Origin of the sequence: Xanthomonas hawaiiensis, from assembly GCF_031834635.1 — a bacterium.
Lineage (GTDB): Bacteria > Pseudomonadota > Gammaproteobacteria > Xanthomonadales > Xanthomonadaceae > Xanthomonas_A > Xanthomonas_A sacchari.
Genome location: NZ_CP115873.1, coordinates 2,894,594 through 2,919,997, shown reverse-complemented (window position 1 = coordinate 2,919,997; position 25,404 = coordinate 2,894,594). Strand labels below are relative to the sequence as shown.

General features: G+C 69.8%; 23 protein-coding genes and 3 tRNA genes. 11 read left to right on the top strand and 15 right to left on the bottom strand.

Features of this window, described 5'->3' with window-relative positions; translation table 11 throughout:
• The first annotated feature begins 7 nt into the window (after positions 1 to 7).
• Entirely contained in the window at positions 8 to 643 is a 636-nt protein-coding gene (gene pgsA, locus PG878_RS12570; RefSeq protein ID WP_209032549.1) for a CDP-diacylglycerol--glycerol-3-phosphate 3-phosphatidyltransferase, read from the top strand.
• 36 nt (positions 644 to 679) lie between these two features.
• Positions 680 to 755, top strand: a tRNA-Gly gene (locus PG878_RS12565).
• A gap of 325 nt (positions 756 to 1,080) precedes the next feature.
• Here the strand turns inward: PG878_RS12565 and PG878_RS12560 are convergent.
• Positions 1,081 to 2,265, bottom strand: coding sequence for a hypothetical protein (locus PG878_RS12560; RefSeq protein WP_209032548.1), 1,185 nt, complete (start codon positions 2,263 to 2,265; stop codon positions 1,081 to 1,083).
• A gap of 387 nt (positions 2,266 to 2,652) precedes the next feature.
• Between PG878_RS12560 and PG878_RS12555 the strand changes: the two genes are divergently transcribed.
• Positions 2,653 to 2,726, top strand: a tRNA-Cys gene (locus PG878_RS12555).
• A 391-nt stretch (positions 2,727 to 3,117) separates the two neighbouring features.
• Here PG878_RS12555 and PG878_RS12550 read toward each other — a convergent pair.
• The 4 genes from PG878_RS12550 to PG878_RS12535 form a co-directional block, all read right to left on the bottom strand.
• Entirely contained in the window at positions 3,118 to 3,801 is a 684-nt protein-coding gene (locus tag PG878_RS12550) for a S1 family peptidase (RefSeq protein ID WP_209032547.1), read from the bottom strand.
• Between the two features lie 103 nt (positions 3,802 to 3,904).
• Positions 3,905 to 4,192, bottom strand: a complete 288-nt coding sequence (locus tag PG878_RS12545) for a hypothetical protein (protein WP_311185967.1) — start codon at positions 4,190 to 4,192, stop codon at positions 3,905 to 3,907.
• Between the two features lie 42 nt (positions 4,193 to 4,234).
• Positions 4,235 to 6,397, bottom strand: a complete 2,163-nt coding sequence (locus PG878_RS12540) for a TonB-dependent siderophore receptor (protein ID WP_209032546.1) — start codon at positions 6,395 to 6,397, stop codon at positions 4,235 to 4,237.
• Positions 6,398 to 6,553: 156 nt separating this feature from the next.
• Positions 6,554 to 6,949, bottom strand: a complete 396-nt coding sequence (locus PG878_RS12535) for a DUF2628 domain-containing protein (RefSeq protein ID WP_209032545.1) — start codon at positions 6,947 to 6,949, stop codon at positions 6,554 to 6,556.
• A gap of 104 nt (positions 6,950 to 7,053) precedes the next feature.
• Here PG878_RS12535 and PG878_RS12530 point away from each other — a divergent pair, with 104 nt between their 5' ends.
• On the top strand, positions 7,054 to 7,602 hold the full coding sequence (locus PG878_RS12530; protein WP_244672754.1) for an STY0301 family protein: 549 nt from the start codon (positions 7,054 to 7,056) through the stop codon (positions 7,600 to 7,602).
• Positions 7,603 to 7,611: 9 nt separating this feature from the next.
• Positions 7,612 to 7,920, top strand: coding sequence for a hypothetical protein (locus tag PG878_RS12525; protein WP_209032544.1), 309 nt, complete (start codon positions 7,612 to 7,614; stop codon positions 7,918 to 7,920).
• A gap of 351 nt (positions 7,921 to 8,271) precedes the next feature.
• Here PG878_RS12525 and PG878_RS12520 read toward each other — a convergent pair whose 3' ends face one another.
• The 6 genes from PG878_RS12520 to PG878_RS12495 all read right to left on the bottom strand — a co-directional run bounded on the left by PG878_RS12520 (position 8,272) and on the right by PG878_RS12495 (position 18,278).
• Positions 8,272 to 10,479 (bottom strand): hypothetical protein, encoded by a 2,208-nt coding sequence (locus tag PG878_RS12520; protein ID WP_209032543.1) that lies wholly within the window; start codon positions 10,477 to 10,479, stop codon positions 8,272 to 8,274.
• Positions 10,466 to 11,674 (bottom strand): DUF3142 domain-containing protein, encoded by a 1,209-nt coding sequence (locus PG878_RS12515; RefSeq protein WP_209032542.1) that lies wholly within the window; start codon positions 11,672 to 11,674, stop codon positions 10,466 to 10,468. The genes PG878_RS12520 and PG878_RS12515 overlap by 14 nt, the downstream gene beginning before the upstream one ends.
• 99 nt (positions 11,675 to 11,773) lie before the next feature.
• Positions 11,774 to 13,444, bottom strand: coding sequence for a tetratricopeptide repeat protein (locus PG878_RS12510; RefSeq protein ID WP_209032541.1), 1,671 nt, complete (start codon positions 13,442 to 13,444; stop codon positions 11,774 to 11,776).
• 128 nt (positions 13,445 to 13,572) lie between these two features.
• A complete protein-coding gene (locus tag PG878_RS12505) occupies positions 13,573 to 16,596 on the bottom strand; it encodes a TonB-dependent receptor (protein WP_244672753.1) in 3,024 nt (1,007 codons plus the stop codon).
• Positions 16,597 to 16,663: 67 nt separating this feature from the next.
• A complete protein-coding gene (locus PG878_RS12500) occupies positions 16,664 to 17,725 on the bottom strand; it encodes a FecR family protein (protein WP_209032540.1) in 1,062 nt (353 codons plus the stop codon).
• Positions 17,706 to 18,278, bottom strand: a complete 573-nt coding sequence (locus PG878_RS12495) for an RNA polymerase sigma factor (RefSeq protein WP_209032539.1) — start codon at positions 18,276 to 18,278, stop codon at positions 17,706 to 17,708. Before PG878_RS12495 ends, PG878_RS12500 begins: the two co-directional genes overlap by 20 nt.
• 251 nt (positions 18,279 to 18,529) lie before the next feature.
• Here PG878_RS12495 and PG878_RS12490 point away from each other — a divergent pair, with 251 nt between their 5' ends.
• The 3 genes from PG878_RS12490 (at position 18,530) to PG878_RS12480 (ending at position 19,992) form a co-directional block, all read left to right on the top strand.
• Entirely contained in the window at positions 18,530 to 18,988 is a 459-nt protein-coding gene (locus PG878_RS12490; RefSeq protein ID WP_244672752.1) for a hypothetical protein, read from the top strand.
• A 20-nt stretch (positions 18,989 to 19,008) separates the two neighbouring features.
• On the top strand, positions 19,009 to 19,482 hold the full coding sequence (locus PG878_RS12485; protein ID WP_244672751.1) for a DUF4087 domain-containing protein: 474 nt from the start codon (positions 19,009 to 19,011) through the stop codon (positions 19,480 to 19,482).
• A 434-nt stretch (positions 19,483 to 19,916) separates the two neighbouring features.
• Positions 19,917 to 19,992 (top strand) — tRNA-Gly (locus PG878_RS12480).
• A gap of 138 nt (positions 19,993 to 20,130) precedes the next feature.
• Here the strand turns inward: PG878_RS12480 and PG878_RS12475 are convergent.
• Entirely contained in the window at positions 20,131 to 20,925 is a 795-nt protein-coding gene (locus tag PG878_RS12475; protein WP_209032538.1) for a helix-turn-helix domain-containing protein, read from the bottom strand.
• 105 nt (positions 20,926 to 21,030) lie between these two features.
• Here PG878_RS12475 and PG878_RS12470 point away from each other — a divergent pair, with 105 nt between their 5' ends.
• From PG878_RS12470 to PG878_RS12460, 3 genes are all read left to right on the top strand, one after another.
• Positions 21,031 to 21,393 (top strand): nuclear transport factor 2 family protein, encoded by a 363-nt coding sequence (locus PG878_RS12470; protein WP_209032537.1) that lies wholly within the window; start codon positions 21,031 to 21,033, stop codon positions 21,391 to 21,393.
• The gene (locus PG878_RS12465) at positions 21,390 to 22,190 is read left to right on the top strand and encodes an alpha/beta fold hydrolase (protein WP_209032536.1); all 801 of its coding nucleotides are present in this window, start codon (positions 21,390 to 21,392) and stop codon (positions 22,188 to 22,190) included. Before PG878_RS12470 ends, PG878_RS12465 begins: the two co-directional genes overlap by 4 nt.
• A gap of 69 nt (positions 22,191 to 22,259) precedes the next feature.
• The gene (locus tag PG878_RS12460) at positions 22,260 to 22,574 is read left to right on the top strand and encodes a putative quinol monooxygenase (protein ID WP_209032535.1); all 315 of its coding nucleotides are present in this window, start codon (positions 22,260 to 22,262) and stop codon (positions 22,572 to 22,574) included.
• A gap of 133 nt (positions 22,575 to 22,707) precedes the next feature.
• Here the strand turns inward: PG878_RS12460 and PG878_RS12455 are convergent, their stop codons facing one another.
• The 3 genes from PG878_RS12455 to PG878_RS12445 all read right to left on the bottom strand — a co-directional run bounded on the left by PG878_RS12455 (position 22,708) and on the right by PG878_RS12445 (position 25,404).
• Entirely contained in the window at positions 22,708 to 23,724 is a 1,017-nt protein-coding gene (locus tag PG878_RS12455; RefSeq protein WP_209032534.1) for a DUF2268 domain-containing putative Zn-dependent protease, read from the bottom strand.
• Positions 23,725 to 23,965: 241 nt separating this feature from the next.
• The gene (locus PG878_RS12450) at positions 23,966 to 25,087 is read right to left on the bottom strand and encodes a 4Fe-4S dicluster domain-containing protein (protein WP_244672750.1); all 1,122 of its coding nucleotides are present in this window, start codon (positions 25,085 to 25,087) and stop codon (positions 23,966 to 23,968) included.
• Positions 25,088 to 25,098: 11 nt separating this feature from the next.
• A complete protein-coding gene (locus PG878_RS12445) occupies positions 25,099 to 25,404 on the bottom strand; it encodes a hypothetical protein (protein WP_209032606.1) in 306 nt (101 codons plus the stop codon).

The following is a 25,404-nucleotide window of genomic DNA, read 5'->3' as shown; positions in this document are numbered from 1 at the left end:
CAGCGCAATGAAGTTGACCATCCCCACCTGGCTCACGCTGCTGCGGATCGTGATGATCCCCGTGCTGGTGCTGGTGTTCTATCTGCCGTACACCTGGACCAACTTCGCCTCGGCGGCGATCTTCGGCCTGGCCGCCTTCACCGACTGGCTGGATGGCTGGGTGGCGCGGCGCTATCACCAGTACTCCGCGTTCGGCGCGTTCCTGGATCCGGTGGCCGACAAGCTGATGGTGGCGGTGGCGCTGTTCCTGATCGTGCAGGGCCACCCGACGCCGTGGATGGCGTTCTGGGCGGCGGTGATCGTCGGCCGCGAGATCGCGGTGTCGGCGCTGCGCGAGTGGATGGCCGAGATCGGCCAGCGCGCCAAGGTGCGCGTGGCGATGATCGGCAAGATCAAGACCACCGCGCAGATGGTGGCGCTGCTGTGCCTGCTGTACTCGGTGATGCCCGACGGCTCGCCGCCGGAGAGCGTGTGGATGGGCCTGTTCGTCTTCCACGTCGGCGACTGGACCCTGGCGATCGCGGCGATCCTGACCCTGTTGTCGGGCATCCAGTACCTGCATGCGGCCTGGCCGAGCCTGCGCGACGACGAGCGCGCGGCGATGGCGGAAAAGAACGCGAAAAAAATCGAAGGCAATGGTTGACAGCCTGCGCGTACCCGGTAGAATTCGCGGCCTCAAGCGGGAATAGCTCAGTTGGTAGAGCGCAACCTTGCCAAGGTTGAGGTCGCGAGTTCGAGTCTCGTTTCCCGCTCCAGATCATGAAAACAGGACCTTCGGGTCCTGTTTTCGTTTGGGCGGCTGCACTGCGTGGCAGACGCGCCACACCCCGCTGAGCCATCGCGCAATTCCGCCTCGCTTCATGCGGCCGCCAGCAGCGCAATGGCCAACATGCACGGCGTCAGTTTGGCCGCCGCCATCGCATTGCGCAGCCATCCGGGCTGGGTTGATCCATGCCGCGAGCGCTGCATCGGAACGCGTGCATCGCGATCGCGCACCGACCATGTCGCGCGCCAGCAGCGATCGCGTCGTCCAGGCGCGATCGCGATGCGGCCGATGATGCCTCTCCGTTTCGCGCAGGCTCAGGGCGCGGGGATGGCCGCACGGAAGCCGGCATGCCCGCAGGCGGCGTCGTAGGCGTAGTCGCCTGCGGCGAGCAGGTGGCGGCCGCTGTTGATGTGCGCTGGCGGCGTTTTCAGCGGCCCGCGCCACTGCACGCTGTCCGGCGTCGCCGCCTTGCCGTCGCCGACCGCAAAGCCGTAGCCGAACACCGGTTGTCCCTTCGCGTCGACGACGTCGAGCCGCAACTGGGTGGCGTCCGACACCACCCGCGTGGGAAGCCCGGCCATCTCCACAGTCTGTTGCAGGCTGTCGGGCGTGGCGGGCGGCACCACCGGGTTGAGCATCATGTAGGACACGCCGGTATCGGGCAGCAGTTTGCCGCAGACGCGGTAGTCGCTGCCGCTGCCGGGGAAGCTGGCGCAGGCGGTGGGCGCCTGCCAGTCGCTCGGCGCATCGGCGGTGGCGGCGCCGCGTTGCAGCGGGACCAGGGCGAACCCCTGCAGTGCCGTCTTGCTGACGCCCAGGGTGATGCCCTTGGCGCTGACGATGTAGCCGGGGCTCATGCGCTGCGCGCGCATCTGCGCCAGGTTGAGGAACGGGTTGCGCGCGGCGTCGACGCCGCGGTCGTAGCCCACGCCCATCATGCCGAACTTGGGGGAGATGGTGCTGCAGTTGCGCAGCACCTGCGTGTTGCTGCTCAGCGCCGGGCTGCCGTCGTAGCCGGCGCAGGTGGCCGGCACCTGCGCCAGCGGCTTGGGCTGCTGGGCGACGGTGGCCACATCGCAGGTGCACTGCGCGGCCAACACGGTGATGCGGTCCACCCGCGCGGCGGCGCGCTTGCCGTCGGCGGAGACGCCGAGCCGCATCGGCACGTCCACGTACTTGCCGGGGTGATATTTGCTGTCGCTCGAATAGAAGATGTGGCCGGGCGTGTTGGAGGCATCCCAGGCGCTGCGCAATGCGTCGCTCAACGGCACCACCACGCCGGTGGAGCCGGTATCCACCTCCAGCACCTGGCTGCCGCTGCTGCGACCATCGGCGTCGCTGCCGAGCTGCACCCGCACCTGGTAGGCGAATGTCGGCGTGGCCTTGGAGGCCAGCGGCAGATTCACAGTCTGCGTCTGCAGCGCACAGGTCTGTGCGGCGGCGGTGGCGCTCGCGGCCAGGCACAGCGCGATCCCACTCCAGCGTGTCCATCGGTTCATGGCGATCTCTCGTTTGGGTGTGGCGCCATGCTAGAGCGCGGCGGCGTGCCGATCGTGCGCCGATCCGCGCGAGGCCGCGCTTGTCTACTGCCACCGGCGTGGCGCTGTGGTCGGCATTCCAGTCGGGTGGCGACGTCGCGTGGGCGTCGTGGTCTCGGCAGTGCGGTCTCCGCAAACGTTGCATGCGCGCAGCGCAGGGTTGCCAAGCCGGGGAGCTTGGTACACAATGCAGTCCGTTGTGCGCCGGGCTGATTCAAAAACATCTTTTGAATCAACGCGTTGGAAGAGAGCCGCGAGGCCTCGTCCAGTTCCCGCCGCAAGGGCCCCGGCAGCGGGGCTTTGTTTTTGTCGGACGCCACAGGCGTTGCGGCAAGACGTCAGTCCACCGGCCTGGTGGCAGAGTGGTTATGCAGCGGACTGCAAATCCGCGTACGCCGGTTCAATTCCGACCCAGGCCTCCATTTGGTTTCAACGACTTACGGTCGTTTTCGCGGAGCCATACTGTTCCGCAATTTCCTGGGCTGTTCCGCAATCCTCAGCGCGTTGGGGTTACCTTCGTGCCGCGGCGATTGCGCACTTAGTGCTCGGTCATCACCACCGAGCTGTGTCCGACTCGCGGTTCGCGCTGACGTGCCGCTCGCCCCGATGGCACGCCGAGTCACGTACTGACGGACGTGAATGGGCTTGATGGTTTGCGGCGCCGCAGGCGGGTCGGCACGCGGCGGCGTCGAACGTAATGCGCCCGCCCAGCTACGAGCATAGGTTGCGAGAGATTTTGTTCGTCTCGCCCGCGACACATACGATCAGTTCGGCATCTGCCAAGTCGTGATCTCCAGCGATCAATGTGAGCATTTAAGTTGAAGGCCGGGCTAGACCGATAGGGTTGTTCTTGATCAACTCCAAGATGATGCGGATGTTGGTTGACTCGATGATTCCGGTATTTGCCCTGTAGACCAATGAGTGCTCCGAGTCGCCCTCATATACAGGCTCAGCCACATATCGGAAGCTGGTCACGACACTGCAGACCTGAAAATCATTTGAGCCTGGTGGGATAAAAACTACAGGCCCGCCAGAGAATCCAGGGTTGTTGAGGCCGTCTAGAAATATCGTTTCGAAACCATCTGCAACGACCATGGCGGAAACAATTGCTTTTTTGACGAAGGGAAGGGGGTATTTTCCATTAAGTTCGGGGGGCACTTCTGCACGCCATCCGTATGGGAAGCCAAGGAAAAATACGTCCTGGCTCCATATCAGGCCTTTGCTGCTCGCCTCCAAGGGCAGGCGCTGGGACAGTTGCATGGAGGAAGCAAATACCGCTACATCTCCTGCTTCGTGGGTGCCAACTAGCTCGACAGGCAGGCCTCGCCATTCCTTGCCTTGCCAGATGCCAATGTAATCACCCGATTGCCATTTCTCAAGCAGGTGATTAGCCGTCACCAAGTACTGAAGGCCCTGGACTTCTATGGTAAATAGCGTTCCCACATTGTCGCCAATCTTAACTTGACGCACACAGTGCAGAACATTCGAGTTGATCATGCGCAAGCGGCCTTTCGTCTGCGTATTGGGGGCTTCCTGGCTAGGCGTCGCTAGTGAAGCGGAAGGCTTTGATTCTAGTCAGAAACGTTACATCAAGTCGCACCTAGTTGGCTATTCCAGGCCCGTGATTCATGTCAACTAGAACAGTCGCCAGTAGGAAGGGAGAGACGCAGTCAACCGCGAGGTTGCGTCCGACAAAGTGGCAGGCCTGAGCCCAAACAGTTGGGATTCTTAGCCTGCCTTCGATACGCCATTTGACGGCTTCTGAGGCGCGATGTTTATCCAGCAGTTCCTGCTCCGAAGCGTTCATGACGCAATGGAACATCCATCTTGGGTCGGACATCACCGGATCCGACGGCGACATGGTCCGCGCCTTGACATAAGGAAACATGTGCGCGACGGCTCCTATCGCCATCACGCACACGCGCCCGCCTCACCAGCGATACGTGGCCGTGGCTGTCACGCGCCGCTGCTCGCCGTAGTAGCAGTTGTCGTAGGCGTCGCAGTTGCTGAGGTAGGTCTTGTCGGCGAGGTTGCGCACGTTCAAGGCGAAGTTCCAGCGGTCGCGGTCGTAGCCGAGCAGTGCGTCGAACAGGGTGAATGCCGGCACCTCGGCGCGTGCGGCGTCCAGGTCGCCGCGGTTGGCGCCGGTGTAGCGCGCGCCCAGGCCGATCCGGATGCCGCTGACGAAGCGGTAGTCGGCCCATAGCGCGGCGGCGTGGCGCGACACCGCCGACAGCGGCTTGCCCAGCTCGCGCGGGTTGCTGCTGGCGGTGACGCGCACCGTCGGCGTGTAGCTGTAGGAGCCGATCACCTGCAGGCGCGGCAGCGGATGCAGCGACGCCTCCAGTTCCAGACCGCGCACCAGCGTCTCGCCGGTCTGGCGCGGGACGAAGTCCGGGTCGTAGGTCAGGTAGTTGCGCCGGCGCAGGTCGAACACGGCGGCGCTGTATGTCTGCGTGCCGCCGTCCGGCTGGAAGCGCAGCCCGGCTTCGTACTGGCGCCCGCTTTCGGGACGGAACGCGCGGCCGCTCAGCGGGTCGCGCGTGGCGGTCGGCACGAAGGATTCGCTGTAACTCAGGTACGGTGCCCAGCCGTTCGCGGCCACGTAGGTGAGGCCGGCGCGCTTGCTGGCCTTGCGTTCGACGATGTCGCTGCGGCTGCCGTCCAGGCGGTTGTCGAGTGTGCTGTCGGCCCGGTCGTAGCGGGCGCCCACGGTGAGCAGCCAGCGCTCGCGCCAGCGCACCTGGTCCTGCACGTACACGCCGGTCTGGCTCACCGTGGCGATGCCGTCGTACCACGGCGCGGGCATCCGCACCGGGTCGCCGTAGACCGGATGGCGGATGTCCAGGGGCGTGGTGGTGCCGCCGCTGTGGCTGACCTGATCGATGCGCGTGCGCTGGTAGTCCAGGCCGAACAGCAGCGTGTGCTGCACGGCGCCGGCGTGCAGGCGCAGCTCGAGCTGGTTGTCCAGGTTCAGCGCGTGCACCGTTTCCCTGCTGTCCGAGGCGGTGCGGCGCAGTCGGGCGAAGTTGGCCGGGTCCAGCGGATCGGCGGGATCGTCGATGACGAAGCCGCGTCCCTGCACGCTGCGGTAGTCCACCTTCAGGCGGCCGTAGCGGGCGTTTTGGCGCAGGCTGAGCACGTCGTTGACGCGGTGTTCGAACAGCGCGGCGAGCATCGCCGTGTCCAGATCGAAGCGGTTGTAGGTCGGGTCGCTTTCGAACAGACGGCTGGGCAGATAAGTACCGATCTCGGTCGGCACCAGCGATCCGACTGCCGGCCGCATGCGCAGGTACACGCCGGCGCGGGTGCGGCCGAGTTGCGAGAGCAGGGTGAGGCGGGTGGCCGCGCTGGGTGCCCAGGTTAGCGCCGGGGCCAGGAAGCGGCGGTCGTCGCGCATGCCGCCGGCCGGCAGTTCCGCCTCGCGCGCCAGGGCGGTAAGGCGGTACAGCACGGTGCCGTCCTCGCTGAGCGGCCCGGACAGGTCGCCGGCGAGTTGCCGCCGTTGGTGATCGCCGAGCTGCACCTGCAGCTCGTGCAACGGTTCGGCGGTCGGCCGCTTGCTGATCGCGTTGACCAGCCCGCCCGGGCCGCTCTGCCCGTACAGCACCGAGGCCGGGCCGCGCAGCACCTCGATGCGCTCGGCGCCATAGCGTTCGATCGGCCAGATGCCCCAGTTGCCGTTGTTGCGCAGCGGCATGCCATCCAGGTAGAAGCCGGGCGCATAGGCGTCGAAGCCGCGCAACGAGATCCAGTCGTAGCGCGAGTCCGTGCCATAGCGCGTGGGGATCACGCCGGGGGTGTAGCTCAGCGCGTCCTTCAGCGTCTGCGCGCCCTGGGCCTGCATGCGCGCGTCGTCGATCACCGACAGCGATTGCGGGGTTTCCAGCAGGCTGGTGTCGGTCTTGGTGGCGGTGCTGCTGCGCGTGCCGGGATCGCTGCGCTCGCTGACCCGTACCGTGGGCAGGGTGGTGGCGTCTTGCGCATGCGCGGCGTGCGGGCCGGCCGTGACGAGGACGGCGATGGCGGCGGCCAGCGGTGCGACGCGGCGGGGGCGGCGCGCGAACGCCGGGCGGGAGAACATGGGCGACATCAGGCGACTCCTTCGTGCGTTGCCTGTGCGCCGAACGCGGCGCACAGGCGGAGGGAAGGGCTGCCTGGGCACGGGCCTGGGTGGCGGGGAATGGGGGAGTCCGCCGCCGTTGCGACGGCGGACGCTGCGTGTGCTAGGTGTTGCGCGAGCGGGCGGTTACCAGCGGATGCCTTCGAACGGGTTCCAACTGGTGCTGCCCTTCACCTTGTCCAGATAGTAGGCGTAGTTCGCGGTCATGCCGACCAGGATCGAGTAGGCGATGCCGAAGGCCCGGGTGGCCGCGTCCGGAAGGAACATCAGCACGATGCCGCAGCACAGCGAGATGGCGAGCAGCATCAGCGCCTTGCGCCACAGCCCGATGACGAACAGGTAGATGAAGCCGAAGAAGAAGGCGAACCAGTTCATGTTGAGGCGCAGCTTCTCCTTGAACGGCAGCGCCTTCATCGCTTCCTTGAAGCTCGCCGACTTGGGTTCGCCGTAGGTGTCGTAGAAAGTGAAGCGGAACTGCCATTTGGGGCTGTACTGGCTGTAGTCGTGGGTCGTGCCGTGCATCGGGGTTCTCTTTTGCGGGTGGATGGGGCGGGGGAATTGAGGGCTTGCGCAAAGGCGCGCGATGACGCCGACGGCGCATCGTGTCGTCGCGTTGACCTTTGGCGATGGTGGAGGCACCGTATGCGCGGCTTGGCAGGGCCGACGTCGTCGCCGGTCTCGATCCTGCCGTCGACAAGGAGCGCGTGATGGTTTCGAAGGCAATGTCCGCCACGGCGCGCTGCGCGCTGCCGCTGCTCATCGCGGTCCTGTTCGCCGCGCCCGTCGCGGCCCGGGAGACGCTGCAGTGCCCCGGGCGCCTGCGCATCGCCGAGGCGCAGTTGCAGAGTCCCGACGTGCCGGCCGATGCCCGCGTCGATCTCGCCGCCGCGCCGCCGCTGCGGCTGTTCTCCAGCGGCGTCTACTCCGGGCCGCCGCGCGAGATGGCCGCACTGGTGCCCAGCAACGAGGACAGCCGCCGTCCCGGCGATGCGGGCGTGTCGGTCTGGCGCTTCGATGCGCCAGATCCGCATGGCCTCTATCTGGTGTGTGGATACGGGCCTGACGGCAGGGTGCAGGTCTCTCGGCGTATCGGCGACGTCGCGCGCTGCGAAGCGAAGCCACTGCGCCCGACTGGCGCCGATCCGACTGCCGGCACGCTGTTCGTGTGCGAGTGAGGCCGCGCGATGGCACCTGCGTACAGGGCGCTGGCGATCGCCGCGCAACTGCTGTCCTGGGGCGGCTATGTGTTGGGCATGCTGCTGCTGTATCTCGTGTCCGGCAGCCCGTACGCATGGGTGGACGGCACCGATCCGCAGCTGTCCTCCGCCAGTTTCCAGGACAGCGGCAACGGGCGGCTGGTCGGCCTGTGCGTGCTGGCCACGCTGCTGCTGTGGCAGGGCGTGCACGCGTTGCTTAGCCGGCGCCGCACCGGGCGCCTGTGTTGCCTGGGGGCGATGGTGGTGGCCTGCGTGGCCTGGGTTTGCTGGAACTGAGCGCAGTCTCCGGGCCGTAGAGGCGCACGACAGACGCAGGCACGCGAACGCCACGTGGCGCATGCCGCGGGCAGTGACGTCCTTGTCGCGCGTGGTGCGGTGCTGCATCGGGAAGAGCGGTCGTCCAGGACGGCAGAGCGGCCGGCGCCGCGTGCGCCGACGCGATTCCAGCCCGAAAGGGAAACTCCTGGTGAAGAGACGAGCGAGGGAGGGCGATCCCTACCTGGGGAGTGGGGAGTCGGGATTGGGGATTGGGGGTTGGGCAGGGCGATATAGCGCTTGCCTGACGGTTTCGTCGGTGATGGCGGGCGGCTGCTGACAGACGCTCGATCGCCCGACCCGGCGGTTGACTCAGTCCTGCGGCGTTTGCGTTGTCGTTTCGCGCGACTTGCGCCGCACGCGCCGACGCACGAGCAAGGTCGCTGCGGTCAGCAGCGCCAGCCCGGCCGCACCCAGCGCGAAGCGATGCGTGTGCACGAACTGGCGCACGGCCTGGCCGCGCTCGATCCACAGGCGCCGCCGCGCGCCTTCGAAATCCGGCGTCTCGCAGGCGCCCACGCCGAACACATAGGCCTTGCCGGGCACCGGGTTGAGGGCGCCGTGCGCGACATAACGCTGGTAGGAGCGGCGCGCCTGCGCCGGGTCGAGGGTGATCAGCCAGTCGGTGGCCTGGCACAGCACCGCGGCGTAGGCCTGGCTGCGTGCGGGCAGGTCGTCCGCCGCACGATCGGCCAGGGCGGCGGCGATCCAGCGGTAGTGGTAGCGGCGGTAGGGCTGGGCGGCGGTGGCGGTCCAGCGCTGCGCTTCGGCGGCGGCGATCAGGCCGCCTGGGCGCAGCTGCGCATGCGGAGCCGCTTCGGCGTAGTTGCCGGCGTAGACCCGGTTGTCCGGCCCCAGCTCGTAGCCCAGCAGTTCCATGCCCTGATGGCGTGCGATCAGGGCGGCCCGGTAGTGGCCCTCGGCGCGGCCGATGCCGGTCCACGCCGATGCGGCCTGCTGCCGTGCATCGCGATAACGGCGTGCCGCCTCGCGCAGTTCGGCCTGGGCGAAATAGGGCCGCGCCTCGTCGTAGCGGCCGTCGCGCATCAGTCGGCGCGCCAGCAGTTCGCGCAGTTTCAGCGCCGGTGTCCGCTCCCAGTACTCCGGTGCCGCGTCCGCGGCGGTCGGCTGCGCAGCGGGAACGTGGCGATCCACGTAGTCCTGCAGTTCCTGCACGGTGAGCACGCGCTCGGCGACTGCGGCGGCGTCTTCCCAGTAGAGATCGCCGCTGCGGTACAGCTGTGCGAACGCTTCGACGTAGCTGCCGCGTTGCAGCGCCAGGATCGCCGCTTCGCCGGCGATGCGGCACTGCGGTTTGACCGTCTCGTTGCTCCAGCCGCCGTTGCGGCGCGTGCCCCAGTCCTCGTTCGGCGGGAAGCGCCGGGATGCCTGCGCATAGGCCTGGGCGGCGCGTGCGGCGTCGCCATCGCGCAGCGCCATCTTGGCGCGCAGCCACCAGGCCAGGCCACTGTCGCCGGCATGCGCGAGCAGGCGCGCGGTGTCAGGATAATCGCCGTGGCGATAAGCCAACGCCGCCAGCCGGTCGGCATCTTCCACCGGTTCGCGCTGCGTCGCTTCGAGCAGGCGCAGGAAGCGCGCCGAGGACAGGGCGCTGCCGGTCTCGGGATCGAACGCGGTGGTGTCGCTGAGCAGCTTGGCGATCAACAGCCGTCGCACCGCCTGCTGCTGCAGCAGCGGTGCCAGTTCGGCATCGCTGCGGCGGGCGAGGTCGGCGGCCACCTGCTTGAGCGAACTCATTCCGGTGTCCGAGCCCTGCGCCGCCTGCACCGCGTACAGGCCGATCGCGCCGTTCCAGTCGCCGCTGGCGAGCAGCAGGCGCGCCTCCTCGCCGAGGCTGGCGATGCCCAGCTCCAGCGGGTCGTCGAGCCCGGCCAGGCGCAGCGCACGGGTCTGCTGGAAGGCCTGCCGCGCCTGCTGCCGGTACGCCTGCCGCTGCGCCGCGGCATCGCCGTCCAGCGCGCCGTCGGCGGCCAGCGCCAGGCTGCGTCCCAGCGAGTAGGCGGCCCAGGTGCTGCGCGATCGGCGCTGCGCTTCGGGCAGGGCCAGCACCTGGCGGAAATAGTCCGTTGCCTGCGGATAATGCCCCTGCGCGAATGCGACCGCGCCGGCGGTGTACAGGCGCAGTTCCGGCGGCAGCTCGGCGCCTTCGCGCGCGACGCGTTGCGCGTCGTCCAGCGCGCGCAGTTGTTCGATCCGGGCGAACCGCGCAGCGCCCAGTTGCGTGCGTTCGACGGCATCGCGCTGCTGCGGGAACTGCGCGCCGGCGTCCCAGTAGCGCGGCAGGGTCGCCGCGCTGGCGCGGCCGAGGCCGTCGATCGGTGCGCCCAGGCGCTGCACCTCGCGGGCGAAGCTGCCTTCCGGCAACTGCGCCAGCGCGCCGGCGCGGTCGTCGAGCAGGCGATAGGGGAACTCCGGGCCGCAGGCGCGGGCGCCGCCCAGCGGCAGCAGGATCAGCGCGGTGGCGAGCGCGACCGCGCGCCGGGAATCACGGCAGGACATCGATGGCACCTGTGTGCAAGCTGCGGCAGCGGACCCAGCCGAGCGCGCGGCGTTCGCCGGCTGCCAGGGGCGAGGGAGTGGTGGTACGGTCGAAGCGCGGTGCTTGCGCCGTCAGTCGCAGACGATACTCGCCGAGGGCGTCGCCGGCCTCGCAGGCGCTGCCGCGCAGGACCACACGCTGTGGTGGCGCGGCCCCGGCGTTGCCGTTGTTCGCCAGAGTCAGGTCGTAGACCGGGCCTGCACCGCTGGCCTGCACCTGCACTGCCGCCTGCAAGGGATGCGTGTGCACCACCGCCTGCAGCGTCGCCAGTGGCCAGGCGCGGCGATCGCCCGGCAGCGGCAGGCGGAACCAGACGATGCCGGCCAGGTGCGGCGGGCGGTGTGCGCGCAGCGCCTCGACGAAGGCGGCCAACTGCTGTGGCGACACGCGCAGTTCGTGGCGTGTGCCGGGTGCCGCCAGTGGCGCTTCGCTTTCGATCAGCGGCCTGATGTCGGCATCGGCATCGGCGTTGTCGACCAGGGCCACGCCGTAGGCCGGCAGGGCCAGCCAGAACGGCCTGGCGCTGCGCTTGGCGTAGCGGTCGGCCCAGCGCCGTGCCTGCACCGGATCGAACAGGCCGGCCGTGGGCGCGTCCACCGCATGCACCTGCAGCACCGAACTGTCGACCGTGCGCAACAGCGGCGCCAGCGCCGGGCTGTCCAGCCAGGCGGGCAGGGCGGTGATGCTCAGCGCCAGCTCGGCCGGCAGCGCGCCGCGCAACTGCCGCAGCAGCGCGGCGTAGGCGGGCAGGCGCGCGGTGGCGCAATCATGGTCGATCTCCACGCCGCGCAGCGCCACGCCGGCAGCGCGCCAGCGGTGCACCAGCTGCAGGACCTCGGTGTCGATCCGCGCCGCGTCCAGCGCCGGCAATTGCCCGTCCAGCCGCACCACCGCGATCACCGGGCGGCCATCGGCGGCGAGCTGCCGCAACTCCACCGCGGCGCGGCTCCAGCCCGCGCGCGGATGCGCCTGCAGCGCCAGCACGCGCAGCGCCGCGAAGTCCGTGCGGGTCTGTGCCAGCGCCGCCGCATGCGCGCCGCTCCATTGCCGTTGCCACACGTAGACCTGCTGTTCCAGCGGCGCCGGTGCCGGCGCTGACGCCGCGCAGCCGCCGAGCAGCAGGCTCAGCCCGAGGAGCGCGTGGCGCAGCGACACGGCGGGCCGAGTCAGGACACGCGCGGACGCACGCGGCCGCAGCGCGGCCACTGCACCGTCGCGCGGGCAGTGTGGGAAGCGCGGCTCATGCGCCGGCGATCACGAGAACAGCCCGAACAGCCGCTTCTTCGGCTTGGCCGCCAGTTGCCGGGCCAGGTCGTAGCTCTCGCGCACGTCCGCGCGCTCGTGCAGCGCCAGCGAACGCTCGAAGGCGGCGACGGATGCGGGATAGGCGCCGAGGTTCATGTGGCAATTGGCTTCCATCATGTACAGCTGCGCCGCCGAGCCGGGGTCGGCCTGCAACACGCCGTCGTCGAGCAGGGCGCGCGCCGCGTCGCAGGCCGGCAGTGCGCTGCGGTAGTCCTTGAGCACGTAATGGCAGTTGGCCTGGTAGTAGTGCGTGTAGAAGTCGTCCGTGCCGTCGCGCTGCACGGCGAGGAAGTCCTGCAGCGCGGCCTTGGCGTCCGGCAGATAGTACAGCAGCAGGTAGCCGCGCCCGTGCCGCGCGCGCTTGAGTGCCTGCGCGTCCTGCTGCTGCGTGGCCTGGGCGATCAAGGCGCCGTAGGCGTCGACCGCGGCCGGGTACGCGCGCGCCTCGCCGAGCGCGCTGGCATGCACGAACAAGGTGTCCAGGTCGTGCGGATTCGCCTGCGCGGCCGCCCGCGACAGATCGGTGTCGACGTGCTGCGGCTGCAGTCGGCCCAGCGCCCGCGCGGCGGTGAGGCGGTGGTGCGCCTGCACCAGCGCGTACAGGCGCAGCAGGTCCGGATCGGCCTGGGCGTCGTCGGGCAGCGCCTCGAACGCGTCCTGCGCCGCATCGGCGATTTCCAGCACGTCGGCATGGCGGCCGACGCGGTTGAGATGACTGCACGCCGCCTGCGCGCAATCCAGGAACAGCGGTGTGTCCAGGTCGTAGTCCAGCATCAGGGTCAGCGCCAGTTCCGCCGCCTCGGCGTGCATGCCCTGCTGGCGATAGGCCGTGCGCAGGTTCTGGTACAGGAACTGGAACTGGCTGTGGCGCAGGCCTTCCTCGAGGATGGCCTGCGCCTGCGCGTACAGCCCGCGGTCCAGGTACAGCAGGCCGAGGTTGTTGCAGCACATCGCGAAGCTGTGGGTGTCGGTGTTGCAGGTCGCCGCATCGCCCAGCTCCAGCGCCTGCCGGAACAGCGTGGTGCCGTGCTCGTAGAGCGCGAACTGCACGGCGTCGATATAGCCGGCGTCGGCCGAATCCATCTGCGGGTGTTTCCATTTGCCGATGGACACGCCGGCGCCGTAGTAGTGGCAGGCGTGAGTGTCGCGGAAATCCAGTTGCAACAGTTGCGGCGACTGCCTGGTGGGCAGCGATTCCATCTCGAACAGGCGGACCTGCAGATCCACCTGTGGCCGCAGCGCATGCGCGGTGCGGTAGGCGCCGATCGCGGCGGCGGGTTCGTCCAGCCAGTAGTGTGCGCTGCCGAGCAGGCGATGCGCCTCGGCGTCGAGCGGGGCCAGGCCGATCGCGCGCTCGGCCCAGGCGGCGACGGTGCGCAGGGCCTGCTCGCGGTCGCCGCTGAAGTGCTCGCTGCGGTCCAGGTAGATCAGGCACTTCAGCCGCCACGGCGCCGCCTCGCCCGGCGCGGCCTGGATCCGCGCATCGCAGCGCTGCATCAGCAGATCGAGGTCGGCCGCCTGCAGATGGGTGAGCACGGTGGTGCCGGACCACAGCGTGTACAGGCCCTCGACGTCGTCCTGGTGAAGGGCGGCCATGCCGCGTTGGATCAGGGTCTGCATGCAGCGGAGGCTCCGGAACAGGGCGGTGCGGGAGCCGGCAGCAGCGCGCGGCAGCGTCTCCCGCGGGGGACGTTGCGGTAGATAGACGAGCCAGTCGCAGCTTTCCCTACCGTGCGCGCCTCGCGCCCCTACGGCGCCGCCGCCCCGAAACGCCGGTTGTACTGCACGAACAGCTGGCGGCCGACGGTGTCGAACCAGGACACGTCGTAGAACGGGTACACGGTGGCGCTGCGATCGCGCGGCGGCATCGCATCCAGCAGGTTGGTCGCGGCCAGCGAGAGCGTGCTGCGCGCGTCGAGCCGGCATTCCACGGTGGCGTTGAAGCGGTAGCTGGCGCCGATCCAGGCCGATCGCCCGCTGCCGGGATCGTAGCGGCCGAAGGCCGATTCCCAACTGGGCAGGCGCCCCAGCCGTTGCGCATGCAGGGTCGCCGACCAGGCCTGGCGCGACCAGCGCAGGCTGGCGTTGGCCTTGGCGCGCGGCATGTCGATCCCGCTGTTCGCCGCGAATGCGTCCTGCATCGGCTCGCCGGCGTAGAGCTGGGTGCGGTACTGGCGGACCCAGGTGTAGGCCAGCGACACGTCGAACGTCCCGACGCGCGTCTCGCGTTGCCCGTGCAGCAGCGCATCGATGCCGCTGGTGGTGGTGCGCGCCAGGTTCATCGGCGCCAGCGCGACGGCGTAGAGCCGGCCGTCGGCGCTGCGGACCACGCGGGCGATGCTCTGCTGGCAGGCGGGCGAGGCGAGCGGGCGGCGGCCGAGGCGGCAGTCGGCTTCGTCGCGCAGCGCGCGGTCGGCGGACAGGTCCTGCACCTGGTCGCGCAGATCGATGGCGAAGTAGTCCAGGCTCAGGTCCAGCTCCTGCCGCGGCGACCACACCAGCCCGGCCGTCCAGGAGCGGCTGGTCTCCGGTTTCAGGTCCAGGTTGCCGCGGCGCCGGCGCAGCAGCGGCTCGTTGTCGAAACGGCAATCGGCCGCGGCCACGGCGGCGTCTTCGCGGGCACAACGGAGATAGTCCGTGCCCACGCTTTCGTCGATGCCCTCGCCGGCGTACAGGTAATGCAGGTCGGGCGCGCGGAACGCCAGGCCTTGCGAAGCGCGCAGCAGCAGGCGGTCGCTCGGTCGCCACTCCAGGCCATTGCTCCAGGTGAAACGGCCGATCTGTTGGCCGGAATAGGCATAGCGGTCGTAGCGCACCGCGCTGTCCACGGTCAGCGGCTCCAGCAGCGGCAGGCGCAGTTCCGCGGCCAGCGCCCAGCGCCGACGCTGGCCGGCGCCGTCGGCGTCGCGCCAGCTGTAGTAGTAGGACTGCGTCGCCAGCGGGTCGGGGTGCAGGGCGTAAGCCTGTGCGCCGACTTCGGCGGTGAGGGCGAGGCCGGCATCGCCGCCGCGCAGGCCGACCAGTGCCGGCTGGCGCAAGGTCAGCGTGGCCGCGTCCACCCGCGTTTGCGGTCGGTAGGTGGTGCGTGCGGCGATCGCGGCGTACTCGGCCGGCGTCAGCGCGGTGTACAGCCGCGCGGGGTCGGCATCGAACATCGGATAGCCCGAACCCGGGTCCACGCCGACCTGCTCGCCGAGGAACAGGGCATTGGCACGCGCGGCGACGATCTGCGGCCAGGTGGTGCGCAGGCGCGCCTGGGAGTGGCTCAGTGTCGCCTCGTAGGACCAATCGCCCGCGCCGAGCGCGCCCTCGACGCCGGTGGCCACGCTGAGCCGCTGCTGCCGGTTGTGGACCATGCCCACGTCCAGGCCGCCCATCTCCTCCGGCGCGAACTGCCGGCTCCAGTATTCCACCTGTGCGGTGCGGCGGTTGTAGAAATAGCCTTCCTCGTTGCCATCCGGGCGCATGTAGGCCCAGGTCGGGACACCGCGCATCAGGGCGATGTCCTGCAGGCCGAGCTGCACGTCGGCGAACCACGCGGCACGCTCGCCCAGCGCGCGGCGCAGCGTGGCATAGGCATCGAGGCTGCGCCGGCGGTGCAGCACGGTGCCGTAGCCGATGGCGCGACGGCTGCCGCAGTAGTGGCCGGGCAGGCCGTCGCGGCCATCGCCGTCGCGCGCGCTGTACCCGGTGTCGTGATCGTTGAGCGAGGCCAGCGGCGCGCAGGTCGCCGCGCCCGGATCGAGATACACGTCGTCGGCATCGGTGCGCAGGAACGCGCGTCGCGGCGCCGCCGCGCGCGCGGTGGGGGCGTCGCTGCTGGAATCCTGGCGGGCGCGCTGATACGCCCACAGCGGCTGTTGCAGATTCGCCTCGACGCTGACCAGGCCGGACAGCGCCTCGCCGGAGAAGCCGTGGGTGAGGCTGGCCTGCAGCGTGCGTGCGTCGCCGCGGCTGCTCTGGCCGACGCGTGCGTCCACGGTGGTGCCGTCGGCGTCGCGCTTGAGCAGGATGTTGATCACCCCGGCGATCGCGTCGGAGCCGTAGATCGCCGAGGCGCTGCCGCTCAGCACCTCGATGCGCTCGACCATGGCCAGCGGGATGCTCGCCACGTCGACGAAGTTGCTGCGGCCGTTGAACGGCAGTGGAAAGTCGGCCACGCGGCGGCCGTTGATCAGTACCAGGGTATGGTTCGGGCCAAGCCCGCGCAGGCTCACCTGTTCGGCGCCCGGCGTATAGTCGGCGCCGCTGGCCGATTGCTGGCTCTGGGTCTCGCCGCCGTTCTGGGTCAGCGCGCGCAGCACGTCCGGCAGGCGCTGGAAGCCGTTGGCGCGGATCTGCTCGGCGTCGATCGCCGTCACCGGCGCCGGCCCCTCCAGTTGCGCGCGCGGGATGCGCGAGCCGGTCACCTGCAGCGTGGCGAGTTGCGCCACGGCAGGTGCCGGTGCCGCCGCCGGTGCGGCGACCGCGGCCCTGCGCCGCAGCACCAGATCGCTACCCTCGCGCTGCGCCTGCAGGCCGGTGCCCTGCAGCAGCGCGTCCAGTGCCTGCAGCGGATCGGCGATGTCGCGCACGCCGGCGGTGGACAGGTTACGGACCAGGTCGGGCCGATACAGCAGTTGCAGGCCCGCCTGCCGCGCCAGCGTGTTCAGCGCCGGCGCCAACGGCCCGGCCGGGATGTCGAAGCCGCCCGGCTGTGCGATCGCGGCGGCGGCTGCCGTGGCGAGCAGCGCGCCCCACGTCAGTCTCCGCTGGATCGAGCGATGCGACATCTCCATCTCCTGGTGGTGCGACGGAACGGGGCGGGCGGCGCGGCGCAGTACGGCGCGGCTGCGGCGGCTAACGGCGATGCAGGATCACCGCTTCCGCATGCGCTTCCATGCGGACCGGATACTCGCGTTCCAGCAGCCGCGCGAAGCCCTCCAGATCGTTCCAGCGGATGCTGCCGCTGATCCGCAGCGCCTGCAGCGCCGGATCGGCCAGCACCAGCGGCCGCCGGTTGAAGCGGTTGATCTCGGCCACCGCCTGCGGCAACGCCACGTCATCGAAACTGAGGTAGCCCTGGCGCCAGTCCAGTTGCCGCTCCGCCTCGGCGATGCTGCTGCGTTGCACGCGCGCGCCCTGCGCGTCCACGGTGGCGATGCTGCCGGCCGGCAGCAGCACCGCCTGGGTGCGGTCGATGGCGTCGGTCTCCTCCATGCGCACCATGCCTTCGGTCACCACCACGCGCAGCGCATCGTGGTCCTGGCGCACGTCGAAGCGGGTGCCGACCGCGACCACGCGACGCACGCCGCTCTGCACCACGAACGGTCGCGTCGGATCCTTGCGGACCGCGAAGAAGGCCTCGCCTCGCTGCAGCACCACCCGGCGCGCCTGCGGCCCGATGCTGGCCTCGAGCAGGCTATCGCTGCTCAGCGTGGCCTGTGAACCATCGGCGAGGGTGACGGTGCGCAGTTCGCCGATCTCGGTGCGGTAGGCCTGGGCCATCGGCACGCCGGGCGACAGCCGAAGATACAGCCCGGCGGCGACCGCGACGCTGGCCACGGCCCCGAGCGCGGCCAGCAGCCACCCGCGGCGACGGGAGGCGGCGCGCTGTCGCGCAGCGCCCGCGCGCGGCGTAGCCGATGCCGACAGCGGTGGCGGAAGCGACGGCCCCGGCGTCACCGTCAGGCCCGTGGTCAGGCCGCGCGGCGCCGGATGCCCGGCGGGAACGCCGGCGCCCAGCGCACGCAGGCGCGCGGCCGCGTTCCAGGCCACGTCCAGGCGCAGGAATGCGACCCGGTGCGCGGTGGACGCGTCCAGCCATGCGTCGAGTTCGGCCTGGTCCGCGGCGCGCCAGTTGCCGCTTTCGCGCCGCGTCAGCCACTGCGCGGCCAGCGCTTCAATCGCCCAGCTTTCCATCTTGCGGTTCCTGCAGCACGACGGGCATCGGCGCAGCGGTCACCGCCGCACCATGGAAATGATCGGCGAGCAGGCGCACGCCCTTGGCCATGTGTTTCTCGACGGTCTTCTCGCTGATCTCCAGGCGCACCGCCACCTCCTTCTGCGACAGTTCCTCCACCCGCCGCAGCCAGATCACCTCGCGGCAACGGTCCGGCAGCCGGTCCAGGGCGTGGGCCAGCCGCGCCAGCACCTGGCGGCCGCCGAGCCAGCGTTCCGGCGAGCGTTCGTCCACCAGGACGTTCAGGTCGTCCGGATTCCCCACCGCCTCGATGGAGACGATGCGGCTGCGCCGCACCCGGTCGGCCATCAGGTTGCGCGCGGTGGCGAACAGGAACGCCTGTGGCGTGTCCGGCACGGCGCGCCGCGCCGCTTCGTAGACACGCGTGTAGACCTCCTGGCGCAGATCGTGGATCTCCTGCGGATGCGGCCAGCAGCGCATCAGGTAGGCGATGAGCGCCGACTCGTGGGCGAGGATGTGCTGGGCGAACCAGCGGTCCAATTCATTCGCCATGGCATCGCTCCATGCAGGCCCGCCGCGCACGCGCGTGGCGGCGCAGGCGCTGGGCGTGCGCGGCGCTGCGCGGAAGGGGCGGCGGGACTGCCGGGGAACCGCCGCAGCGGCAAAGCAGGGTGCGTCCTGTCACTGTGCTACTCCTCGATCCGCTGCCATGGGGGAAGCGGCGGTCTGCTTCGTCTATTCCAGCACGGGCCGAGGCGATCGGCCCGGTCACTCCATCTAGTTTCCCACCAAGGACCCGGCCAATGCACCTGCTGTCCCGCTTGCGTCACCACACCTTCGCCCTCCTGCTGTGCGCGCTGCCGCTGGCCGGTGCCACCACCAGCGCATCCGCCGCGCCGACGCGGCCGGAGGTGGCCAAGCAGGTCAAGGCCTACGCCTCGGCCGATGGCGTGAAAGTGTCGACGCTGCGCTACGGCCCGCGCGAGCGCCAGCAGGCGCTGATCCAGGTCATCGACGCGGACAGCGCCATCGACGGCAGGATCCTGCTCGCCAGTACGCGCAGCACCGACAGGGACACGCGCTACACCGTGCAGCTCGACGGCCGCCCGTACGTGCTGCTGATCGTCAGCGAGGCCGCGGGCGAGTTGTACGTGCCGGGCACGCCGAAGCCGACCTCGGTGCGCTACGACGCGGATCTGTCGGCGCAGAGCAATCCGGAGCACTATCTGACGGACTACCAGGAGCAGGGGAACGGGCGCTGACGCGCTGCGGCGTTCCCGGCATGCCGGCGCAGGTCGTTTTTGCGATGATGCCGGCCTCGCCATTCGTGCCTGAGCTCATGACCCCATCGCGCCCCGTCCTGCAGTGCATGCGCGTCATCGGCGCGGCCCTGGTTGCCACGCTGAGCCTGTGCGCTGTTGCACAGGCGGCGCCGCCTGCGCAGACCGTCACCCGCTGCGGCTGGTTCGACAATCCCACGCCAGGCAACGCCACGCTCGTGGACAAGGACGGCGAATGGACGGTCGGCCAGCAGGGCGGGCACCAGGCCGAGGGCACGTGGCCGACGTTTCCGCAGGCGCGCTGGGTGGCGACCGGCACAGGCAGCGCCGGCTACGGCTGCGCCTGCCTCAAGGTACGCGCGCGTGACGACACCCGGGAGGTCACCACGATCGTGGCGGCCACGGTGCAGCCCTTGCAGACCTGCCGGCAGGACAAGGCGCTGCGGGGCAGGGAGCCGGAGAATCCGCTGAAGTAGCGCATCGGTTCCGTGGCGGGTTGCCGGCGCGATGCCATCGGGGACGCGTTGCCGCCGAGAATGCGTCACGCGATGCAGGCTGGCCGGCGGTTCCAACGCCACGGGCGCGTCTTGCCGGTCGCGTCGGGACGGCGCCGCTCCCATTTCCGTCGGTGGGGTTCCGATTCAGCGAAGCGGCAGTGCCAAGCCGAACGCCGCCACGGTCACCGTTCGCTGCGTTCAGGATCGGACGGCCGCGGTTGCGTGTCGCGTCGGCCGGCGGCCGCCCGACCCGGCGCGCACGGGGCCGCTGCCGGCCCGACCCCGACGCCGCCGAATCGCGAAGGAGAAAGGCCGCATCGCGACCTGGCACGCCGCCAGCCGGCGGCGGACATTTTTTTGCAACGAAGGGCTAGCGCACCTCCTGCGAGGCGTGTAGAATGCGCGGATCCCAAGCGGGAATAGCTCAGTTGGTAGAGCGCAACCTTGCCAAGGTTGAGGTCGCGAGTTCGAGTCTCGTTTCCCGCTCCAGATTGCGTCACCTGCCTCTTGCGAGGCGAGTGAAACCCCGAAAAAGGAGCTGCGGCTCCTTTTTTCGTTTCCGCGATCGGTCTTTTCCGAAGAATCCCAGCCCGGCCTCGCTGCCGGCGCTGCGCGCTACGCCATCGCTCACGCAAGCGAGCCGGCGAGGAGCGCCTGCCTGGTCGCATCGTCGGCGGGGTAGAAGCATTCCAGGGTCAGCTCCGCCAGGGTCACGTCGGTCGCGGTGCCGAAGACGGTGGTGGTGGAGAGAAACGACAGGATGCCTCCGCTTGCTCCGTTGCGGATCGAAAGCGGCACGGCGACGCGTGCGGCAGCGCAGTGCGGGCGATCGCTGGCCGGACAGGGGAAACCGTCGAGTTCGGCATGCAGCCTTTCGAGTTCGGGATCGGCCGACTGGTCGATCTCCAGGCGAAGCCGGGCCAGCAGATGGTGCCGCCATTCGGCGAGGTTGGCGATGCGCGGCGCCAGGCCATTGGGATGCAGGGTCGCGCGCAGCACGTTGACGGGTGCCGCCAGCAGCGCCGGATCGATGCCGACCAGCATCGCGCCCGCTGCGTCGTTGGCGCGCACCAGGTTCCAGTGACGGTCGAGCGCCAGGGCAGGAAACGGGGCGTGAGCGCGTAGCACCGCGTCGACCGCCGCCAGCGCGGCCGCCATGTCGGGCGCGTCGAGGGCGCGCTCGCCATGCACGGGCGCATATCCCGCCGCGTGCAGCAGCCGGTTCCGTTCCCTGAGCGGCATCGCCAGCGGTTCGGCCAGGCGCAGCAGCAGCTCGCGGCTGGGCACCGCCCGCCCGCTCTCGACGAAGCTCAGATGGCGCGTGGACACCTCTGCCGCGCAGGCCAGATCGAGTTGGCTGAGCCGGCGCCTGGCCCGCCAGTCGCGCAGCACGTCGCCCACGGTGATCGCGTGTGTCGTCATGTCCTCATCCTAGCGACCTGCGGCGGTGGTGCCATTACCTGGGAGGTAATCGCATCGTCGGATCGGCATCGGCATGCTCGGTCCATCAACGACGAGGAGATGGCGATGAACGACCCGGACCTGCTGGCACGTGCCTATCTTGCGCTATGGAACGATGCCGATGCGGCCTCGCGCGAACGTCGCTTGGCGGACGGCTGGACCCCCGATGCCCGCTACGCCGACCCGATGATGACGGGCGCAGGCCATGACGGCATCGCCGCGATGATCGCGGCTGCCCGCGCACAGGTTCCCGGCCACCGATTCACGCTGCGCGGCGCGCCCGATGCACACGGTCCCTTCGTGCGCTTCTCCTGGACGCTGTCGCCCGAACACGGCGCGCCGATCGCCGCCGGGACCGATATCGCACGACTCGCAGCGGACGGGCGCATCGCCGAAGTCATCGGCTTTCTCGACAAGGACCTCGCATGACGCCGGCATTCATCGCGCGTGATCACGGTCATGCGCTGTTCGTGCGCGACTGGGGCGAGGGCCCGCCTGTGGTCCTGCTGGCGGGCTGGGCGATGGACGGCCGGATCTGGAGCGACACCATGCTCCACCTCAACGCCGCAGGCCTGCGCACCATCGCGTACGACCGCAATGGCCACGGACGATCGACCGACCGTGCCGACTACGGCTACGACGCGCTCGCCGACGACCTGGCCGCCGTGCTGGAGACGCTCGACCTGGAGGGCGTCACCCTGGTGGCGCATTCGGGGGCGGGCGGCGAGGCGATCCGCTATCTGGCGCGCCATGGGCGTACCCGGATCGCGCGATTGATCCTCGTCGGGGCGACCGGTCCGCGGGTCGTCGGCGACAGCGGGATCACGCCGGCGATGGTGGATGACCTGTGCGGGCAGCTCGCGTCCGACCTGTCGGGCTGGATCGACGCCAATATCGCGCCCTTCGCGCCAGGTGCATCGCGCCGCGTCAACGCGTGGATGGCGGCCATGGTGCTGGACTGCTCGCGCCGCGCCGTGGTCGCGTTCCAACGCACCATCGCGCTGAGCGATCTCTCGGCGGAGGCCGCCGTGCTCACGCTGCCGGTCACCATCCTGCATGGCGACCGCGACGTGTCCGCGCCGCTCGATGCCAGTGGTCGTGTCTATGCGGCGATCATCCCGGGCGCCGAACTGATCGTCTACGAAGGCGTGGCGCACGGCGTGATGGTGACGCATGCGGCGCGGCTTGCCGACGACATCGTGCGGCGGGTGAGGTCCTGCGCATGAGCTGCGGGTCGCGGGCGAACGCGACGGCGCCGATCGTGTCGCCGAAGTGCAGATAGCGGAGACGCTGGCATGAGTGCGAGGACACCTCCCGAAACCTACGTCATCACCTTCCACGTCAAGCGGGATCAGGTCGGCCGCTTTCGCGCGCTGCTCGACCCGGTGCTCGACGCGATGCGTCACGAGCAGACCTTCGTGCGTGCGGCGCTGCACGTCGATCCCGAGCGCCCGAATGTCTTCCAGCTTCACGAAACCTGGAGCGATCGCGGCGATGTGCTCAACGTGCAACTGCATCGGCACTACCGGCGGGAGTGGCACGCTGCGTTGGACGATCTGCTGGTTGCGCCGAGGCAGATCGCCATCTGGACGGTGTTGCGCGCCGATTGAGGTCGGCGCGAATGACTACGTACGTTGCGAGGAGGCTGGACTCGGCGTTGCGCGAGCAGCGCGGTGGTGACGACGCGAACCTGGCCGAGGTCGCGACGACCGCTGCGCTGTTGCGCGCAAGGGCATCGGCGCCTCAGTGTCCATCGCCTGGCGCACCGTCCATTTGCTGGCGCATCGTCGCGGGACCGGCCGAAGGCGCTGCGCAGGTGACCGCTGCGTCCGTCATCAGCTTCGTCAGCGCCGCCCGGGCGACCGGGCGCGCGGCCTTGTTGTCGAGGCGCGAAAGCCGGGTGATGTCCAGGCCCGTCGCCTGGGCAAGCCGCAGACCCAGGTAGTAGCCGAAGCGATCCGGCAGCCCATCCGGGGGGTGACCGCCCATCTGCAGGGCGCTCGCCGTCGCCGCGCTGTCGGTCTCGTCGAAGTGCGCTGCAACGAAGCACAGGGCAGCCGACCAGCGACGATCGGTCGCTGCGCGAATGGGCGCGGGGAGGTCGAGCAGCAATTGATGATCCGTCGCCTGCGGCACCAGGGTGGCGGTCGCATCGACAGCCAATCCTTCCTGCCACAGCGTGCACCAGAGTTGGTCGCAATCGGCGAAGTGGCGGGCGTGTTGCAGATGGAAGAGCTCGTGGATCAGGAACGGTTCGAGCGAGTCGTCGGCGTGGTACTTCGCGATCAGGTCGGCACCGAAGAGCATCACGTGCCGCTTGCCGGGCTGCAGGTAGTCCGAGCCGCCGTCACGCTGCCCAAGCGAGTGATAGAGATAGATCGGCAGCGGTGACGCGAAATCGGGAAATGCACGCTTGAATCGCGCGATCGCACCGTTCAGGGCGGCCGGGAAATCGGCGATGGCGCGGTCGTAGTCCTCGCGATCGACGGAAAGCCGATGCAATGCGGCGCCGATCCGCTTGTCTGTGCCGGCACCTTCTGGATAGAGCCCAGGCAGCATCGCATCGATGCGCGAGCGGACCGCCGCGATCCGTGCAGCGTCCGGTTGGCCCGCCGTCTCGAGCGCGGCCTGTTCGAAGGGCGTGGCGAGATCGACATAGGGGGCCGCTGGCGCCGCGCTCGCCGAAACAGCGGTGGTCGAAAGGCCGATGCTGAGGCAGACGCAGGTGAGCAGCCTGCGCCCATTCCTGGCGTGTCCCATATTCGCTCCTGTCGGATCCGGTGGAGGGAAAGTCCCGTTTCGCGGGGCATGCGTCGCGCCCATCGCGTCCGCAAACGCGGGCGATGGAATCCCGATCGCGGTTTCAAGCGTAGCGCGGTTGCGCTCAAAACCTGAGCGCTTCCCGCTGTGCACGCGCGGGTTCGCATGGCCAAGGGAGAAGGGAGGGAGGGAGGATGCACGTCCGATGTCGCAAGAGCGGCTGGCGCCGGCCCGGATCGGCTCACGCCGCCAGCCACCACCACGCGATCACCGCGGTCGACAGCGCGGCGGCGCCGCCCAGCAGCCGCGGCCGCCGCCACCAGCGCCGCGGCTGGCGGTCGATGGCATTGGCGCCGGCCCGGCGCAGCAGGCCGCGGGCGAACGCATGGCGATCCATGCTGCGGTCGCAGGCGTCGACGCAGGCACCGCAGGCGGTGCAGGCGTAGTGCGCGCCGTTGCGCGGATCGATGCCGGCCGGGCAGGCCTGCACGCAGGCATCGCAGGCCACGCAGTCGCCGAGCTGCTCGGCGCTGAACTTGGGCAGGGTGCCGGCATACGCGGCCAGCGCCTCGCCGCGGCTGCCGCCCTGGCCGGCGAGCTGGGCGATGCTGGCGCGCCAGGCATAGTCGCGGGCGGTGACGGGGTCGAGCAGGCGCCGCCCGCGCTGGGCGATGCTGCCGTGGCCGCAGGCGCGGGCGCCGCGCGGTTCGCCGCGCATCGCGTCGTAGCCGATCAGCGGCGTGTCGCGGTCGCACAGCAGCGGCTGCAGGCGCGCGTAGGGACACAGGTAGCGACAGACCTGGCTGCGCAGGAAGCCGGCATTGCCCCAGGTGGCCAGTGCGTAGAACAACACCCAGAACGTTTCCCAGCCGCTCCAGGCGAATGGATGCAGGCGCGCGACCAGATCGGCGATCGGCACGAAATAGCCGACGAAGCTGACCCCGGTCCACAGCGCCACGGTCGTCCACACCACGTGGCGCGCCGCGGCGGGCCAGCCGGCGAAGCGGCGCTCGATCCCGGCGAAGGCATGGCTCCACACCGTCTGCGGACAGACGACGCCGCACCACAGGCGCCCGGCCACGGTGGTGAGCACCGCCAGGGCTGCCGCGGCAGTCCCCAGCGCCAGCAGCAGCCAGCCGACGTCGTGCGGCCACAGGGTCCAGCCGAACAGGTCGAAGCGCCGCGCCGGCAGGTCCAGCAGCAGCGCCTGGCGGCCCTGCCAGCGCAGCCACGGCAGTACGTAGAAACCGGCAAACAGCAGCCAAAGCACGATGCGGCGCACCTGCGTGTAGCGATGTGGCGGCGCAGGACCGGCCGCGGTGACGGGCGCAGTGACCAGGCGCAGGGGAATAGGGCGCGGCATCGGCAGTCGGCTCAGGGCAGCGGCGCGTCGTCGCCATGCGGCGCCGGACGCAACAGGAAGCCGGTCAGCAGGCTCGAGGCCAGCGTCGCCAGCCAGAACATGAAGAAGCCCACCGTATAGCCCAGCTCGCGACTCAGCTGGCGGCCGGGGAAGGTGATGTCGCGCAGCGCCAGCGGATCGACCAGGGCGAAGAACAGCACGCTCATGGCGCCGGCGACCAGGAAGCTCGGCCACAGGATCACCCCCAGTCGCTGCACCAGCGGGCGCGGCGCGTCGGGATCGAGCGGGTCGAGCAGCGGATCGTCGGGAGAGACCAT